Origin of the sequence: Kitasatospora sp. NPDC048239 (assembly GCF_043202015.1) — a bacterium.
Taxonomy (GTDB): Bacteria; Actinomycetota; Actinomycetes; order Streptomycetales; family Streptomycetaceae; genus Kitasatospora.
In genome coordinates this window covers 534953-550488 of record NZ_JBICZP010000002.1, presented here as the reverse complement: position 1 = coordinate 550488, position 15536 = coordinate 534953, and the positions used below count along the sequence as shown (strand labels likewise).

The window sequence follows — 15536 nt, the reverse complement described above, 5'->3', positions numbered from 1 at the left end:
GCCATGGAAGCCAGCTCAGCGCCCGTTCCGTCCGCCGGTGAGGCCCGTCCGCGCAAGGCGGGGTACCGCCGACTGCCGGTCCAGCAGCGGCGGGAGCAGCTGATCGCGGTGGCGCTGGAGCTGTTCGCCGCGCGGCCGCCCGAGGAGGTCGGGCTGGACGAGGTGGCGGAGGCGGCGGGGGCCTCCCGGCCGCTGGTGTACCGCTACTTCGCGGGCGGCAAGCAGCAGTTGTACGAGGCCGCGCTGCGGACCGCAGCGGAGGAGCTGACCAGCCGGTTCACCGTGCCGGTCAGCGGGACCCCGACCGAGCAGCTGGCGGCCGTGCTGGACGCCTACTTCGCCTTCGTCGCCGGGCACGACGCCGGGTACTCGGCGCTGCTGCGCGGGGGTTCGGTGGTGGAGACGGCCCGGACCTCGGCGATCGTCGACGACGTCCGCCGGGCGGCGCTCAAGCGGACCCTGCGGCACCTGGGGGTGCGGGAGGCCGGACCGCGGCTGACGCTGCTGGTGCGCTCGTGGATCTCGGTGGTCGAGGGCGCCTCGCTTAGCTGGCTGGACGAGGGCCGGGTGCTGGCGGTCGACGAGCTGCGGGACTGGCTGGTCGACCAATTCGTGGCGATGGCGGCGGCGACGGCGGTGCACGACCCGCAGACCGCGGACGTGCTGACCGCGCTGTTGGCGCTGGAGGGCCCGGACGCGCCCCGGCCGAGGCGGCTGCGCGAGCGCCTGTCCCCGTGAACCCCGGTGGCTCGGACGGCGCCCCGAAGCGGTGACCCTGACCCCCGTGCCCGGGGTCGGGGTCGTGACGGGCCGGCTCAGGCCTTGCCGAGGACCTGCCGCTGGCGTCCCAGCCCGTCGATCTCCAGCTCGACGATGTCGCCCGGCGCCAGGAAGGCGGCGCCGGGGTGGCCCAGCGTGACACCGGCCGGGGTGCCGGTGACGATCACGTCGCCGGGCTCCAGCACCATGAACCGGCTCGCGTAGCGGACCAGCTCCAGCACCGGGAAGACCATCTGCGCGGTGGAGCCGTCCTGCCGCAGCTCCCCGTTGACCCAGAGCCGCAGCGGCAGCCGCTGCGGGTCCGCCACCTCGTCGGCGGTGACCAGCCAGGGCCCGAGCGGGGTGAAGGTCTCCGCCGACTTGCCCTTGTCCCACTGGCCGCCGCGCTCGAACTGGAAGGCCCGCTCGGTGACGTCGTTGGCGATGGTGTAGCCGGCGATCACCTCCGCCGCCGCCTGGTGGCTCTCCAGGTAGCGGGCGGTGCGGCCGATCACGATGGCCAGCTCGGCCTCGTAGTCGGTCTTGTCGCCGCCGCGCGGCACCAGCACCTCGTCGTACGGGCCGACCACGGTGTAGCTCGGCTTGAGGAAGATCACCGGCTCGTCCGGGATCGCCGCACCGGCCTCCTTGGCGTGGTCGCGGTAGTTGAGGCCGATCCCGACCACCTTGCCCGGGCGGGCGACCGGCGCCCCGACCCGCTGCCCGGCGATGTCCGTCACCGGCAGTGCGCCGGCGGCCACCTCGCGGGCGAGTTCGGCCGGGTCCAGCCCGGCCAGGAAGGCGCCGTCGATGTCCCGGGCCCGGCCCGACAGGTCGTACGCGGCACCGTCCTGGCCCAGCACGATCGGACGCTCGGCGCCCGGGGGTCCGACACGGAGGAGCTTCATCAGAGCGTCACCACCTGGTTCGTCGCAGCTCACCGGAGCGGCGGCACACCGCTCCCGGTCTATGCAAGCGAGGTATATCAACGTCCGGTGCCGGCGAACCAGACGGTTCCGGTCGGCGAATTCCTATCAATTCCTCCAAGCCGGCCGGGCCCCGAATCGGCTGCCCGTACGGTTGACAGCCCCCGCCGTGCGCGGACGGCCGCCCGGCCCGGGCCCTGTCCGGGCGGAACCCGGGGTCGGCGGGGCCGTGCGCCCCGGGCGTCAGACGCGGCCCAGCAACGCCCCCAGGGTCGGCGACGCGCTCCCGCCCCGGTTCGGCCCGGCCGACCCGCGCTCCCAGCGGGCCAGGTCGCGGCGGGCGTCCTCGTACGCGGCCGGCTCGCCGGTGAGGGCCGGCAGCAGCTCGCGCAGCAGCGCGGCGGCGGCGCCCGGGCGGCCGTCGCGGGCCAGCCAGACGGCCAGGTCGTGGCAGGTGCGCAGGGTCCGCAGGTCGGCCGGGCCGCAGATCCGGGCGAACTCCGGGATCAGCCCCTCCAGTACCTGGACGGCCATCGCCGGCTCGCCGTCCGCACCGATCCGCCAGGCCTGGTCGGCCCGGCGGCGCAGCTGCTCGGGGCTGGGGTCGTCCGGGGCGAGCAGGCCGGGCCGGACGTCGCGCAGCCTCCGGCGCACCTCGGCGGCGTTGGCGGGCCGGTCGGCCGGGTCCTTGGCGAGCAGCTGGGCCACCAGGGCGGCCAGCGCCGGATCGGTGGTGCGCACCGCCGGCGGGGTGTCGTGCAGGTGCTGGTACATCATCGCGACGGGCGTGTCGGCGGTGAACGGGCGCCGCCCGGTGCAGAGCTGGAAGAGCAGCACGCCGAGCGCGTACAGGTCGGCCCGGCCGTCGATCGAGGCGCCGGACCAGCACTCGGGCGCCAGGTAGGGCGCGGTGCCGACCACACTGCCGGTGGAGGTGATCCCGACGGACTGGCTGAGCAGCCGGGCGATGCCGAAGTCCAGCACCTTCGCCTCGCCGCTCTCGGAGATCATGATGTTCTGCGGCTTGATGTCCCGGTGCACCACGCCCGACCGGTGTGCGGCGTCCAGCGCCTTGCAGATCTGCCGGACCCACTTCAACGACAGCGCGTGCTCGGGCAGGCCGTCCTTGAGCACGTCGGACAGCGGCCGGCCGCGTACCAGCTCCATCACCAGGTAGTGGGTGGACCACGCCCCGTCCTGTACCCGCCCGTAGTCGTGCAGGGTGACGATGTGCGGGTTGGTGAGGCTGCCGACGGTCTTCGCCTCCTGGATGAAGCGCTGCACCGCCTCCTCGTCCGAGGCGTTCTCCTCGGACAGGACCTTCACCGCGACCGGCCGGTCGATGGTGCGGTCGTGGGCCGCCCAGACCACGCCGAAGCCTCCCCGGCCGAGCTCCCGGTCCAGCCGGTAACGGCCGTCCAGCACGTCCCCCGCCCTCATGCCTGCCCCCAAGTCCGCTGGATCCGAACGGTGTTCCCCCGCACGATAGCGGTGGAGGCAGGCGTGGAGGTGAACAGGTCACGGCTTGGGCCTGGGCAGCCCCGGCGGATTGATCTCGGAGCTCTGGACGGCCTCGCCGTCCAGCCCCCAGCGCTTCAGCACCTGTCCGTAGGTGCCGTTCCTGATGATCTCGTCGAGTGCGCCGCCCAGCGCCTTGACCAGCCCGTTGTCCTTCCTGGTGGTCGCCGCGATCTTCCCGAGGACGTCCCCGCCGCCGGAGTAGGTGCCGATCACCTCGGTCTCGCCGGTCTGCACGGCGTGGAACGCGGCGCTCGGGTTGGGGCCGACGTAGGCGTCGATCCGGCCGGAGGACAGCGCCAGGTAGTAGTCGGAGGAGCTCTGGAAGTACTTGATGTCGGTCGGCTTGAGGCCGTCCTTCACGTTCTGCTCGCTCCAGCCGACCAGCAGCTTCTCCTGGTTGGTGCCGGAGGCTACGGCGATCGTCCTCCCGGCGACGTCCCTGGGCCCGGTGACCTTCCAGCCGCTGCCCTTCTTCGCCTCGAAGCCGAGGACGTCCAGGCGGTAGGTGGCGAAGTCGTACTTCTCCTTGCGGGCCTCGGTGACGGTGATGTTGGAGAAGCCGACGTCATACTTGCCGCTGTCCAGGCCGACGAAGATGTTCTCCCAGGAGACCGGGTTGAACTCCACCTTCAGGCCGAGCACGTTGCCGACCAGCTCGGCGATGTCCGGTTCGACGCCGATGACGGTCCTGTCGTCGTCGGCGTAGAAGTCCAGCGGCGGCGTGGTGCCGAGCGAGTCGACGACCGCCAGTGTGCCCTTCTTTCTGATCTCCTCCGGAACCAGCGCCGCGAGCGCGTCGACCCTGGCGGTGGTGACCCGGTTCTGCTGTGGCGTCAGGTTCACCGTGACCCCGTTCGGCGCGGTGCCGCCCCTGGCGGGGGCGAGTCCGGCCGAGGCGCCGGAGGTGCTTGCGCAGGCGGCCAGCGTGAGGGCGGCGGCGAGCGAGGCGGCGGCGGTCACGAGGGCGCGACGGGGTAGGGACATGGCGGAACTCCTTGCGTGCGTACGGGCGTGCGGGTGGCGGGGAGGGGAGGCGGAGGGGCGGCGGTCAGAGGACCTTGGCGAGGAAGGCGCGGGTCCGCTCGTGCCGCGGGTCGTCCAGGACGGCCTTCGGCGGGCCCTGCTCGACCACCACGCCGCCGTCCATGAAGACGACGGTGTCGGCGACCTCGCGGGCGAAGCCGATCTCGTGGGTGACGACGATCATCGTGGTGCCGGACCGGGCCAGGTCCTTGATCACGTCGAGCACCTCGCCGACCAGCTCCGGGTCGAGCGCCGAGGTGGGCTCGTCGAACAGCAGCACCTTGGGCTCCAGCGCCAGCGCCCGGGCGATCGCCACCCGCTGCTGCTGGCCGCCGGAGAGCTGCCGGGGGTAGGCGTCCGCCTTGTCGGCCAGCCCGACCCGGTCCAGCAGCTCCAGGGCCCGTGTGCGGGCCTCGGCCTTCGGCCGCCCGAGCGCGCTGATCGGCGCCTCGGTGATGTTCTCCAGCACGGTGAGGTGCGGGAAGAGGTTGAAGTTCTGGAAGACGAAGCCGATGTTGGTGCGCTGGCGCAGGACCTCGCGCTCCTTCAGCTCGTGCAGCCGGTCGCCGGCCCGGCGGTAGCCGATCAGCTCGCCGTCGATCACGACGAAGCCCCGGTCCAGCTTCTCCAGGTGGTTGATGGCGCGCAGCAGGGTGGACTTGCCGGAGCCGGAGGGGCCGAGCACCACCGTGACCGAGCCGGTGGCCACGTCGAGGTCGACCCCGCGCAGCACGGCCAGCCGGCCGAAGCTCTTGTGCAGGCCCCGGACCTGCACCATCGGGTCCCCGGACTTGGTCAGCGTGGTCATGAGCGTCCTCCGACGGCGTTCTCGGCAGCGGTGCGGGGGCTGCGCAGGCCCCGGACGAGGGCCCGGGCCCGCTGCAGCGGGGTGGGGGGCGGGGTGCGCTGGGTGCCCCGGGCGAAGTACCGCTCGACGTAGTACTGGCCGATCGACAGCAGGGTGGTCAGCAGCACGTACCAGACGGTGGCGACCATCAGCAGCGGCACCACCCGGCCGGTGCGGCCGTAGATCACCTGCACCTGGTAGAAGAGTTCGCCGAGGGCCATCACGTAGACCACCGAGGTGCCCTTGAACAGCGAGATCACCTCGTTGGCGGCGGCCGGCAGGATGCCGCGCATCGCCTGGGGCAGCACGATCCGCCAGGCCTGGCGCCAGCGCGGGACGCCGAGCGCGGCGGCGGCCTCCCGCTGTCCGGCGTCGACGGCGATGATGCCGCCGCGGATGATCTCGGCGGCGAACGCTGCCTGGTGCAGCCCGAGGCCGAGCACGGCGGCGCCGAGCGCGCCCAGGACGCCGATCGTCTCGACGTCCGCGAAGGTCGGGCCGAACGGGATGCCGAAGCCGAACCGCTTGTAGAGATAGGAGAGGTTGAACCAGAACACCAGCTGGACGATCAGCGGGATGGAGCGGAACGCCCAGACGTACGCCCAGGCGATGGACTGCAGGACCGCGCTGCCCGAGAGCCGCATCGCGGCCACCCCGGCGCCCAGCACGAAGCCCAGGACCGTTCCGTAGAAGGTGAGTTCAAGGGTGCGGCCGACCGCGCGCAGGATGGTGTCGGCGGAGAAGAAGACCCGGAAGGTGGCCCAGTCCCAGCCCGGGTTGGTGGCCAGCCCGTGGGCGAACTGGGCCAGCACGACGAGCGCGGCGAGGCCGGCCGCCCAGCGCCAGGGGTGCCGGGCGGGGACGGTCCGCAGGCGGGGCAGCTCGTCCAGGTCGAGCGGACCGGCCGGCTTGGCAGCGGTCCCGGCCGGCGGTCCGCCGGCCGTGGTGATGACGGTCATGGGGGGATTCCTCCAACAGGCCCGGGGCCCGGACAGGGGGTCACGTGTGCTCGGGCGGGCTGATCCGGGACTCCTTGATCGCGGAGTCGGTCACCCCCCACTTCCGGAGGATCCGCTCGTAGGTGCCGTCCTTGATCAGCTGGTTGACCGCCGCCTGGAACGCGGGGGCCAGCGGCGAGCCCTTCCTGAAGGCGAAGCCGACGTCCAGGCGGTGGAACTCGCCGAGGAACCGCGTCCCGGAGGCCTCCTGCGACGCCTGGTAGCGCAGGCCGTTGATGGTGGACATCAGGATGTCCACCCGGCCCTGCTGCAGGCTGGTCAGCACGGTGCCGCTGTCGCTGAACGCCTTCACCTCGTACGGCTTGCGGCCGGCGTCGGTGCAGACGCTCTTCCTGCTGTTGAGCGTGGTCTCGAAGGTGGTGCCGGCGCCGGTGCCGATGGTCAGGCCGCAGAGCTGGAGGAGGTCGGTGACCGGCTGGACGGCGGTGTTGTCCTTCCTGACCGCGAAGCCCTGGCCGTCGTCGATGTAGGTGACGAAGTCGATGGTCTTCAGCCGGGCCTCGGTGACGCCGAAGTTGCCGGTGCCGACGTCGTACTTGCCGCTGCCGAGCGCGGGCAGGATGGTCTCGAAGGCGGCCTCCTCGCGCTGGACGGTCAGGCCGAGCACCCTGGCCACCGCGTCGCTGAAGTCGATGTCGATGCCGGCCGCCTTCCTGGTGGCCTGGTCGGCGTAGAACGCGGTGGGCGGGGCGCCGATGGAGGCGCCGAACTTCACGGTGCCGGACTTGCGGACGTCCTCGGGCAGCAGCGCGGCGGCGGCGTCCGACCTGGCGATGCCGGAGACGACGTCCTGCGTGGCGGCGGCGGCCGCCTGGCCGCCGCCGCCCTTCCCGCCGACGGCCTTCGGGTCCGAGCCGCAGGCCGCCAGCGCCAGCACGGGCAGCAGGGCGGTGGCCGCGAGCAGGCGGCGGGCGGTGGTGGTTCTCACGGGAAACAGCGCCTTTCAGCTGGTCAGGTACTTCTGGAAGGGCAGCGGGCCGATGGTCAGCGGGTCGGCCGAGAGGTCGAACAACGGGGTGTAGCCGGTCGCCAGGTACAGCCCCCTGGCCTCGGGCTGGCGCGGTCCGGTGGTGAGGAGGACCCGGGAGTAGCCGGCCGCCCGGGCGGCCCGCTCCAGCTCGGCCAGGACCTGCCGGGCCAGGCCGCGGCGGCGGTGCGCGGAGTGCGTCCACATCCGCTTGAGCTCGGCGGTGTGCTCGTCGTACCGCTTGTACGCGCCGCCCGCGACCGGCTCGCCGTCCTCCAGCAGGAGCAGCAGCAGCCCGGCCGGCTCCGCGAAGGCGTCCCGCGGGTAGCGGGTCATCTCCTGGCGGGCCTCGGGCCCGTACCGGCTGACGTACTCCTCGGTGAGCTCGCGCAGCAGCGGCTCGACCAGCGGGTCGTCGATCACCACCCGGCGGACCTCCACCACCGGGCGGGTGCCGGTGGCGGCGGCGCCGGGGAATTCGACGGGCATGGTGACGGACCTTTCGGTTGTACGGGCGCCCGGCGGCTGCGGGCGGGCAGGCCGGAGGAGGCCGTGGCCGGGGCCGGGCCGGAAGGAGGCACACGTGCGGACGTGACGGCGACGGCGACGGCGACGTGCCGAACTGCCGGAGTGCCGGAGTGCCGGAGTGCGGAAGGAGTGAGAGACGGCGAAGACGGCAGCGTGCGCCTGAACCGCCGTCAGTGCACGGCGGTTTCCCGGCCCGCGACGGGGCACCGAGGGAGGGGTCTCCGAAGGAGAGCAGGGCCGGCTAGACGGCCCGCTGCCGGGTCAGCCGCGACACGCCGCGGACCACACCCGACCGAAGTCGATGTGGTCGCGGGTGACCAGGGGCTGCTCGGCGTACATGGCAACAAGTTGAGCAGCGAACGACGCACTACGTCAACCACCCTCTGTTGCCGCACTGTTGCGATCTCCTGTCGCCCCGCGACCACCGTTTCGACCCCGCTCACCACTCTTGACAGGCGCCGATCGCGCATGCGTACGATCAAAACGGAGTGAGTGCAGTGCCACCCGCGTTGAGGGACGCGGACCGGCACCGACGGCCGTACGTGACCATCCCCGTACCTCCCGCCTGCCCGCACCTCCCCGCCTGGAGCCCTCCGCATGGCCACCCCGCAGGACGTCCTCCCCTCCCCCGCCCTCACCCCCGTCCGCCGCCCGGCCGCCGAAGCCGCCGCGGACGACACCCGCATCGTCCCCCGCCGCCGGCCCGGCCAGTGGGTCTCCGCCGCCCTCGCCCTGCTGCTGTTCGCGATGGCCGCCAACTCGGTGGTCCGCAACCGGGCCTTCCAATGGGACGTGGTGGCCGACTGGTTCACCTCCGCCTCCGTCCTGCACGGCCTCACCCTCACCCTCTGGCTGACCGGCGTCACCCTCGCCCTCGGCTTCGTACTGGGCACCGTGCTCGCCACCATGCGGCTGTCCGCCAACCCGGTGCTGCGCACCCTGAGCTGGATCTACATCTGGATCTTCCGCTCCACCCCGGCGCTGGTGCAGCTGCTCTTCTTCTTCAACATCGGCGCGCTCTACCCGACCCTCGGCCTCGGCATCCCGTTCGGCCCCGAGTTCGTCAGCGTCAGGACCGTCAACCTGATCGGCCCCACCCTCACCGCCGTCATCGGCCTCACCCTGCTGGAGGCCGCCTACGCCGCCGAGGTGGTGCGCGGCGGCATCCTCTCGGTCGACCGCGGCCAGTTGGAGGCCGCTTCGGCCCTCGGCCTGGGCCGGTGGCGGGTACTGCGCCGGATCGTCGTGCCGCAGGCGATGCGCTCGATCGTGCCGACCGCCGGCAACATGCTGATCAGCGCGCTCAAGGGCACCAGCATCATCAGCGTGCTGGCCGTCTCCGACCTGCTCTACTCGGTGCAGCTGGTGTACCTGCAGACCTACCAGGTCATCCCGATGCTGATGGTCGCCACCATCTGGTACATCGCCGTCACCACCGTCCTCTCCATCGGCCAGTACTACGTCGAGCGCCACTACGCCAAGGGCGCCACCCGGGAGGGCCTGCCGCCCACCCCGCTGCAGAAGGCCAGGGCCGGCTACCGCCGGCTGCGCGCCGCCGCGGACGCCGACCCGCGGACCGGGGGGAAGGGATGAGCACCCTGGTGATCGTCGGAGCCGGGCCGCGGGGCACCGGCCTGCTGGAGCGGATCGCCGCCAACGCACCCGAACTGCTGCCCGCCGACCGGCCGTTGCAGATCCACCTGGTCGACCCGTACCCGCCCGGCGCCGGCCGGATCTGGCGCTACGACCAGTCCCCGCTGCTGCGGATGAACTCGATGGCCGAGGACGTCACGATGTTCACCGACGAGCGGTCGACCATCGACGGGCCGCGCAGGCCGGGCCCCTCGCTGGCCGAATGGGCCGCCCGCAGAACGGAGTTCGCCCCGTATCGGGAGATACCCGACCCGGCGGTCCGGGCCGAGCTGGACACCCTGGCGCCCACCGACTTCCCCACCCGCCGGGCCCAGAGCGCCTACCTGGACTGGGTGTTCCGCCGCGCCGTCGCCGACCTGCCACCGCACATCACCGCCACCGTGCACCGCGACACCGTCCGCCGGATCGACGGGCCCGCCGACGGCCCCCAGTCGGTCCACCTCGCCGACCGGGTGCTCACCGCCGACCACGTCGCCCTCACCCTCGGCCACCTCGACTCCGCACCCGCCCCCCGGTACGCCGCCGACGCCGCCTTCGCCGCCCGGCACGGCCGCTTCCACCTCCCGCCCGCCTTCTCCGCCGACGCCGACCTGGCCGGCATCGCCCCCGGCGAGCACCTGGTCCTGCGCGGCTTCGGACTGGCCTTCGTCGACCTGCTGTCACTGCTCACCGAGGGCCGCGGCGGCCGCTTCGAGGAGGCCCCCGACGGCCTGGCCTACCGCCCCTCCGGCCGGGAGCCGGTGATCCACGTCGGCTCCCGGCGCGGGGTGCCGTACCACTCCAAGACCGGCTACCGCCTCCAGGGCCCGCCCGCACCGCTCCCCCGGTACTTCGACGCCGCCGCCGTCGACACCGTCCTCGCCCGCCCCGGCCCCCTCGAACTACGGCGCGACTTCTGGCCGTTGATGGCCAAGGACATCGGCTTCGGCCACTACCACGAGCTGTTCCACGCCCACCCCGAGCGCACCGCCCTGCCCTGGCCCGCGTTCCTCGCCGCATACGACCGGCACGACTGGTACTCCCCCGAACTCGGCCGGCTCGTCGCCGAGGCCGTCCCCGACCCGGCCGACCGGCTGGACTTCGAACGCCTCGACCTCCCGCTGGCCGGCGTCGAACTCGGCTCGGCCGAGGAGCTCCAGCACCACCTGCGCGACTACGTCACCCGGGACGCCGAACGACGCGCCGACCCCGCCCACAGCGCCGACCTCGGCGCCTTCCTCGCCCTGCTCTCGCTCTTCGGCCAACTGCCCCGCGTCCTCGCCTCCGGCCGGCTCACCGCCCGCTCGGTCGGCGAGGAGGTCGACGAGTGGTTCTTCGGGTACTTCGGCTTCCTCGCCTCCGGCCCGCCCGGCTTCCGGCTGCGCCAGCTGCTCGCCCTCTCCGAGGCGGGCGTGGTGCACTTCCTCGGCGCCGGGATCCGGGTCGAACAGGACGAGGCCACCGGCACCTGGCGGGCGTCCGGCGCCACCGTGCCCGGCCACACCGTCACCGCCACCGCGCTGGTCGAGGCGTACCTGCCCAAGCACGCGCCGGACCGCACCCGCGATCCCGTGCTGCGCGAACTGCACCGCGCCGGGCGGATCGTGGAGGAGGTGGTCGAGGACGCGGAGTACACCCACCGCTCCGGGCTGCTCACCATCGCGCCGGGTGACAGCCGCCTCCTGGACCCGGCCCTGGGCGGCGCCCCGCACCCGCGGCGCACCGCCCTCGGCCCGCACACCAGCCTGCGCGCGGCCGCCGCGTTCGCCCGGCCGCGCACCGACTCCCCCGGCTTCCGGCAGAACGACGCCGCCGCCCGCGCGCTGCTGCGGGCCCTGGCCGCGCAGGAGGCGGCCGCCCTGGCGGACTGCGTGGCCGGCGCCCTCTGACCGGCCCGGCCACGCAGCCCGCCCGAGCGTGGAGCGGCCCTACGGTCCGAAGATCTCCGCGACCAGGTCCTCGGCCGTGACGTGGTCCGGAGCGGAGAGGATCCAGTCCCCGACCCCCTTGATGCCCGTCCCGCGCTCCAGCGCGCTCACACAGGCATCGGCCTCCCGGTCACTGGCGAACTCCCAGGCCAGCAGGCGCCGGACGAGCACCACGGCCTCGATCGGGCTCATCTTCGGCCGCCGGCCCGCGCGGGGAACGGCGCCGCGGGCCCGGCGGCCCGGCGCGGCGAGGCGCTGCTGGTAGCCGGCCAGGTCGTGCCAGGCCTGGACGGTGCTCGGGTGCTGCTCCCCCAGCGCCCGGGCGAGGTCCGGCAGGAGGGTGCGCAGTTGGAGGACGGCGCCGTCCAGATCACCGCGGTTGGCGGCGTGGACCGCCAGGTCGTGCCGGGCCTTCAGCACCCGGCTGTCGTGGCCGCCCCAGGCCGCGTGCAGATCGGGGAGCAGCTGGGACAGCTGCCGGATCGCGGTGACGCTCTCGCCGCTCTCCCCGATGCACCAGGCCAGGTGGTACCGGGCGCCCAGGGTGTCCTCGTCGGTCGGGCCGAGCGCCGTGCCCATGTCCCCCACCAGCGTGCCGAGCAGCCGGATCGCGCCGTCGAGGTCGCCCGCCTTGCTGAGGTACCAGGCGAAGTCGCGCCAGGTGCACAGGGTGTCGCGGTCGGTGCCGCCGAGCGCGGCGAGCGCGTCCCGGGCCACCGCCTGCAGCTGGATCGCGGACTCCCCGGCGGTCGGCGCCCGGTAGGCGGCGGTCCGGCGCTCGCGCAGTGCCGTCCGGACGTCCTCGGAGCCGGCGGCGGGCGGTGCGGTGACCGGGGGCGTGGTGAGCGGCGACAGCACCGGCTCGGCCTCGGCGGGCGGCGCGGCGGACGCACCGGGGACGACGGGCGGCGCCGTCGGCGCGGGGGGCACCGAGGGCGGAGCGGGCGCCACCGACGGCGTCACGGGAGCCACCGGCGTCACGGGAGCCACCGGCGCCGGGCGGTCCAGCACGGTCGGGGTCGGCGCCGCGGGCTCGACCGGCCCCATCGCCGCACGCGGGTCCGCCAGCGCGGCCAGCCTCCGCTCGACCACCCGGGCGTCGGCCGGCCGGTCCTGCGGGTCCTTGGCGAGCAGCTCGGCGACCAGCCCCGCCACCTCCGGCGCCAGGCCGAACTGCGCCGGGTCCAGCGCCGGCGGCGGCTCGTTGAGGTGCTTGTACATCAGTACCGGCGTCGACTCCCCGCTGAACGGCCTGGCCCCGGTGCAGAGTTCGACCAGCACGCAGCCGAAGGCGTAGAGGTCCGCCCGCCCGTCGACCCGGCCGCCGGTCCACCGCTCGGGCGCCATGTAAGCCGGGCTGCCGATCACCGTCCCGGTGGTGGTGAGCCCGCCCGCCCCGGTGTCCAGCTGGGCGATGCCGAAGTCCAGCACCTTCAGCACCCCGGCCTCGGTGACCATGATGTTGTCGGGCTTGATGTCCCGGTGCACCATGCCCGCGTCGTGGGCGGCGGCCAGCGCGGCGCAGATCTGCCGCCCCCAGCCCAGGCTCCGCGCCGGGTCGGGCGGCCCTCCCCGCAGCACCTCGGTCAGGGTGCGGCCGGTGAGCAGCTCCATCACCAGGAAGGTCACCGACTGCCCGCCGAGCTCGGCCTCCCCCAGGTCGTGCACGGTGACGATGTTCGGGTGCGACAGGTTCCCCGCCGCGCACGCCTCCCGGACGAACCGCAGCGCCGCCTTCTGCTGGTCGCCGCCGTGGTGCCCGATGACCTTGACCGCCACCTGGCGCCGCATCCGGGTGTCGAAGGCCCGCCACACCACCCCGAAGCCACCCTGGCCGAGCCGTTCCATCAGCTCGTACCGGCCGTCGAGGACATCTCCGACTCTCACGCGCCCCACCCCTGCCTCTCGAAGCGGTCACACTCTATCGACGCCCGTCCCGGCCGGCCGGAGCCGGTGATGGGGATGGTCCGGACGACTCGGCCGGGTGGAAGGATGGGGGTCGGGCCCCGCGACGGCGCGGCGGACCGGACGAATGACGAGCCGAGGAGCGCAGTCATGGCCAAGCAGGCCCCGCAGAGCGACCCGGCGCAGGACGCCCCCCGGGTGTCCGCGCCCCAGCACGCGGCGGCCGGGCTGCCCGCGGTCGGCCACAGCCTGCGCATGGCCGCCGAGCAGATGGGCGCCCGCCGCACCCTCGCCACCCTGCGCAAGGTCAACCAGCCGGACGGCTTCGACTGCCCCGGCTGCGCGTGGCCGGAGCCGGGCAGGACGCACGCCGCCGAGTTCTGCGAGAACGGCGCCAAGGCCGTCGCCGAGGAGGCCACCGAGCGCCGGATCACCGCCGAGTTCTTCGCCGCCCACCCGGTGGCCGAGCTCGCCGGGCGCTCCGGCTACTGGCTCGGCCAGCAGGGCCGCCTCACCCAGCCGATGCTGCTGGACGAGGGCGCCACCCACTACCGCCCGGTCTCCTGGGACGACGCCTTCGAGATCGTCGCCGAGGAGCTGCGCGCACTCGACACCCCCGACGGCGCCGCCTTCTACACCTCGGGCCGGACCAGCAACGAGGCCGCCTTCGCCTACCAGCTGTTCGCCCGCCGGCTGGGCACCAACAACCTGCCGGACTGCTCCAACATGTGCCACGAGTCCTCCGGCTCGGCGCTCACCGAGACGCTCGGCATCGGCAAGGGCAGCGTCAGCCTCAAGGACCTCTACCAGGCCGACCTGATCATCGTGGCCGGCCAGAACCCGGGCACCAACCACCCGCGGATGCTCTCCGCCCTGGAGCGGGCCAAGCGCGCGGGCGCCACCATCGTCAGCGTCAACCCGCTGCCGGAGGCCGGGCTGGAGCGGTTCAAGAACCCGCAGAACGCCCGCGGCCTGGTCGGCCACGGCACCAAGCTGACCGACCTCTTCCTGCAGATCCGGCTCGGCGGCGACCTCGCCCTGTTCCGCGCGCTCAACCAGCTGGTCCTGGAGCAGGACGGCGGCGTGGACCGGGCCTTCGTCGAGGAGCACTGCCACGGCTTCGAGGAGTTCGCCGCCGAGGCGCGGACCACCGACCGCGCCGAGGTGCTCGCCGCCACCGGTCTGCCCTGGGAGCAGATCGAGGAGCTGGGCCGGCTGGTGCTCTCCTCCCGGAAGATCATCGTCTGCTGGGCGATGGGCCTCACCCAGCACAAGCACTCCGTGCCGACCATCCGCGAGGTGGTCAACTTCCTGCTGCTGCGCGGCAACGTCGGCCGCCCCGGCGCCGGGGTCTGCCCGGTGCGCGGGCACAGCAACGTGCAGGGCGACCGCACGATGGGCATCTTCGAACGCCCCTCGGCGGCCTTCCTGGACTCGCTCGGCAAGGAGTTCGGCTTCGAGCCGCCGCGCGAGCACGGCCTCGACGCGGTGGACACCATCCGCGCCATGCGGGACGGCAGGGTCGGGGTGTTCTTCGCGATGGGCGGCAACTTCGTCGCGGCCACCCCGGACACCGACGTCACCGAGGCGGCGATGCGCCGCTGCCGGCTGACCGTGCACGTCTCCACGAAGCTCAACCGCTCGCACGTGGTGACCGGCGCCCGGGCCCTGATCCTGCCCACCCTCGGCCGCACCGACCGGGACGTCACCGCCAAGGGCGCCCAGTTCGTCAGCGTCGAGGACTCGATGGGCCAGGTCCACTCCTCGCGCGGCGGTCTGCGCCCGCCCGCGCCGGGCCTGCTCTCCGAGGTGGCGATCGTCTGCCGGCTGGCCCGCGCCGCGCTCGGCCCGCAGGACAGCGTGCCGTGGGAGGAGTTCGCCGCCGACTACGACGGGCTGCGGGACCGGATCGCCCGGGTCGTGCCCGGCTTCGACGACTTCAACGACCGGGTCCGCCGCCCCGGCGGCTTCACCCTGCCGCACGGGCCGCGTGACTCCCGGACCTTCCCGACCGCGACCGGCAAGGCCAACTTCACGGTCAACCCGCTCACCGCGCCCGAGGTGCCGGCCGGCCGGCTGCTGCTCCAGACGCTGCGCTCGCACGACCAGTACAACACCACGATCTACGGCCTCGACGACCGCTACCGGGGCATCACCGGCGGCCGCCGGGTGGTGCTGGTCAACCCGGCCGACGCCGCCGAGCTCGGCCTCGCCGAAGGGGCGTACGTCGACCTGGTCGGCGAGTGGAAGGACGGCGTGGAGCGCCGCGCGCCGCACTTCAGGGTGGTCCACTACCCGGTCGCCCGGGGCGGCGCGGCCGCGTACTACCCGGAGACCAACGTGCTGGTGCCGCTGGACTCCACCGCCGACATCAGCAACACCCCGACCTCCAAGGCCGTGGTGATCCGCTTCGAACCGGACACCGGGGAGCGCTGAGCCCGGGTACGCCTGAGGGGCGGTGGACCGCGGTCCACCGCCCCT

At 73.6% G+C, this 15536-nt stretch carries 12 protein-coding genes; 4 read left to right on the top strand and 8 right to left on the bottom strand.

Translation table 11 applies throughout. The annotated features are described in order from the left end of the window. Window positions 1–3: 3 nt before the first annotated feature. Window positions 4–738: a TetR/AcrR family transcriptional regulator gene (locus tag ACGFZP_RS06560; RefSeq protein ID WP_392929236.1), complete on the top strand. Its 735-nt coding sequence runs from the start codon at window positions 4–6 to the stop codon at window positions 736–738. 77 nt (window positions 739–815) lie between these two features. On the opposite strand, the gene ACGFZP_RS06555 is transcribed toward ACGFZP_RS06560, so the two are convergent. The 7 genes from ACGFZP_RS06555 to ACGFZP_RS06525 form a co-directional block, all read right to left on the bottom strand. Next, complete coding sequence (locus tag ACGFZP_RS06555; RefSeq protein ID WP_392929234.1) at window positions 816–1667, bottom strand: fumarylacetoacetate hydrolase family protein; 852 nt, start codon at window positions 1665–1667, stop codon at window positions 816–818. A 261-nt stretch (window positions 1668–1928) separates the two neighbouring features. Further along, on the bottom strand, window positions 1929–3125 hold the full coding sequence (locus ACGFZP_RS06550; RefSeq protein WP_392929232.1) for a serine/threonine-protein kinase: 1197 nt from the start codon (window positions 3123–3125) through the stop codon (window positions 1929–1931). A 78-nt stretch (window positions 3126–3203) separates the two neighbouring features. Beyond that, complete coding sequence (locus ACGFZP_RS06545) at window positions 3204–4190, bottom strand: ABC transporter substrate-binding protein (RefSeq protein ID WP_392929229.1); 987 nt, start codon at window positions 4188–4190, stop codon at window positions 3204–3206. A gap of 64 nt (window positions 4191–4254) precedes the next feature. Beyond that, entirely contained in the window at window positions 4255–5037 is a 783-nt protein-coding gene (locus tag ACGFZP_RS06540) for an amino acid ABC transporter ATP-binding protein (protein WP_392929227.1), read from the bottom strand. Next, complete coding sequence (locus ACGFZP_RS06535) at window positions 5034–6035, bottom strand: amino acid ABC transporter permease (RefSeq protein WP_392929224.1); 1002 nt, start codon at window positions 6033–6035, stop codon at window positions 5034–5036. The genes ACGFZP_RS06540 and ACGFZP_RS06535 overlap by 4 nt, the downstream gene beginning before the upstream one ends. A gap of 40 nt (window positions 6036–6075) precedes the next feature. Then, on the bottom strand, window positions 6076–7023 hold the full coding sequence (locus tag ACGFZP_RS06530; RefSeq protein ID WP_392929222.1) for an ABC transporter substrate-binding protein: 948 nt from the start codon (window positions 7021–7023) through the stop codon (window positions 6076–6078). 15 nt (window positions 7024–7038) lie between these two features. Further along, window positions 7039–7551 (bottom strand): GNAT family N-acetyltransferase, encoded by a 513-nt coding sequence (locus ACGFZP_RS06525; protein WP_392929220.1) that lies wholly within the window; start codon window positions 7549–7551, stop codon window positions 7039–7041. 636 nt (window positions 7552–8187) lie between these two features. Between ACGFZP_RS06525 and ACGFZP_RS06520 the strand changes: the two genes are divergently transcribed. After that, window positions 8188–9183 (top strand): amino acid ABC transporter permease, encoded by a 996-nt coding sequence (locus ACGFZP_RS06520; protein WP_392929218.1) that lies wholly within the window; start codon window positions 8188–8190, stop codon window positions 9181–9183. Then, window positions 9180–11111 (top strand): FAD/NAD(P)-binding protein, encoded by a 1932-nt coding sequence (locus ACGFZP_RS06515; protein ID WP_392929216.1) that lies wholly within the window; start codon window positions 9180–9182, stop codon window positions 11109–11111. Before ACGFZP_RS06520 ends, ACGFZP_RS06515 begins: the two co-directional genes overlap by 4 nt. Window positions 11112–11150: 39 nt before the next feature. Here ACGFZP_RS06515 and ACGFZP_RS06510 read toward each other — a convergent pair whose 3' ends face one another. Next, window positions 11151–13037 carry a protein kinase gene (locus ACGFZP_RS06510; RefSeq protein ID WP_392929214.1) on the bottom strand — a complete coding sequence of 629 codons (1887 nt, stop codon included), beginning with the start codon at window positions 13035–13037 and terminating at the stop codon, window positions 11151–11153. A 168-nt stretch (window positions 13038–13205) separates the two neighbouring features. On the opposite strand from ACGFZP_RS06510, the gene ACGFZP_RS06505 reads away from it, so the two are divergent. Next, window positions 13206–15491: an FdhF/YdeP family oxidoreductase gene (locus tag ACGFZP_RS06505; RefSeq protein WP_392929211.1), complete on the top strand. Its 2286-nt coding sequence runs from the start codon at window positions 13206–13208 to the stop codon at window positions 15489–15491. Window positions 15492–15536: the final 45 nt, after the last annotated feature.

What these genes read in the sequence shown, in the direction of transcription:
- ACGFZP_RS06525 (WP_392929220.1), bottom strand. Translation starts at nt 7,551, where the DNA reads ATGCCCGTCGAATTCCCCGGCGCCGCCGCCACCGGCACCCGCCCGGTG.
- ACGFZP_RS06560 (WP_392929236.1), top strand. Translation starts at nt 4, where the DNA reads ATGGAAGCCAGCTCAGCGCCCGTTCCGTCCGCCGGTGAGGCCCGTCCG.
- ACGFZP_RS06540 (WP_392929227.1), bottom strand. Translation starts at nt 5,037, where the DNA reads ATGACCACGCTGACCAAGTCCGGGGACCCGATGGTGCAGGTCCGGGGC.
- ACGFZP_RS06505 (WP_392929211.1), top strand. Translation starts at nt 13,206, where the DNA reads ATGGCCAAGCAGGCCCCGCAGAGCGACCCGGCGCAGGACGCCCCCCGG.
- ACGFZP_RS06550 (WP_392929232.1), bottom strand. Translation starts at nt 3,125, where the DNA reads ATGAGGGCGGGGGACGTGCTGGACGGCCGTTACCGGCTGGACCGGGAG.
- ACGFZP_RS06545 (WP_392929229.1), bottom strand. Translation starts at nt 4,190, where the DNA reads ATGTCCCTACCCCGTCGCGCCCTCGTGACCGCCGCCGCCTCGCTCGCC.
- ACGFZP_RS06555 (WP_392929234.1), bottom strand. Translation starts at nt 1,667, where the DNA reads ATGAAGCTCCTCCGTGTCGGACCCCCGGGCGCCGAGCGTCCGATCGTG.
- ACGFZP_RS06520 (WP_392929218.1), top strand. Translation starts at nt 8,188, where the DNA reads ATGGCCACCCCGCAGGACGTCCTCCCCTCCCCCGCCCTCACCCCCGTC.
- ACGFZP_RS06515 (WP_392929216.1), top strand. Translation starts at nt 9,180, where the DNA reads ATGAGCACCCTGGTGATCGTCGGAGCCGGGCCGCGGGGCACCGGCCTG.
- ACGFZP_RS06535 (WP_392929224.1), bottom strand. Translation starts at nt 6,035, where the DNA reads ATGACCGTCATCACCACGGCCGGCGGACCGCCGGCCGGGACCGCTGCC.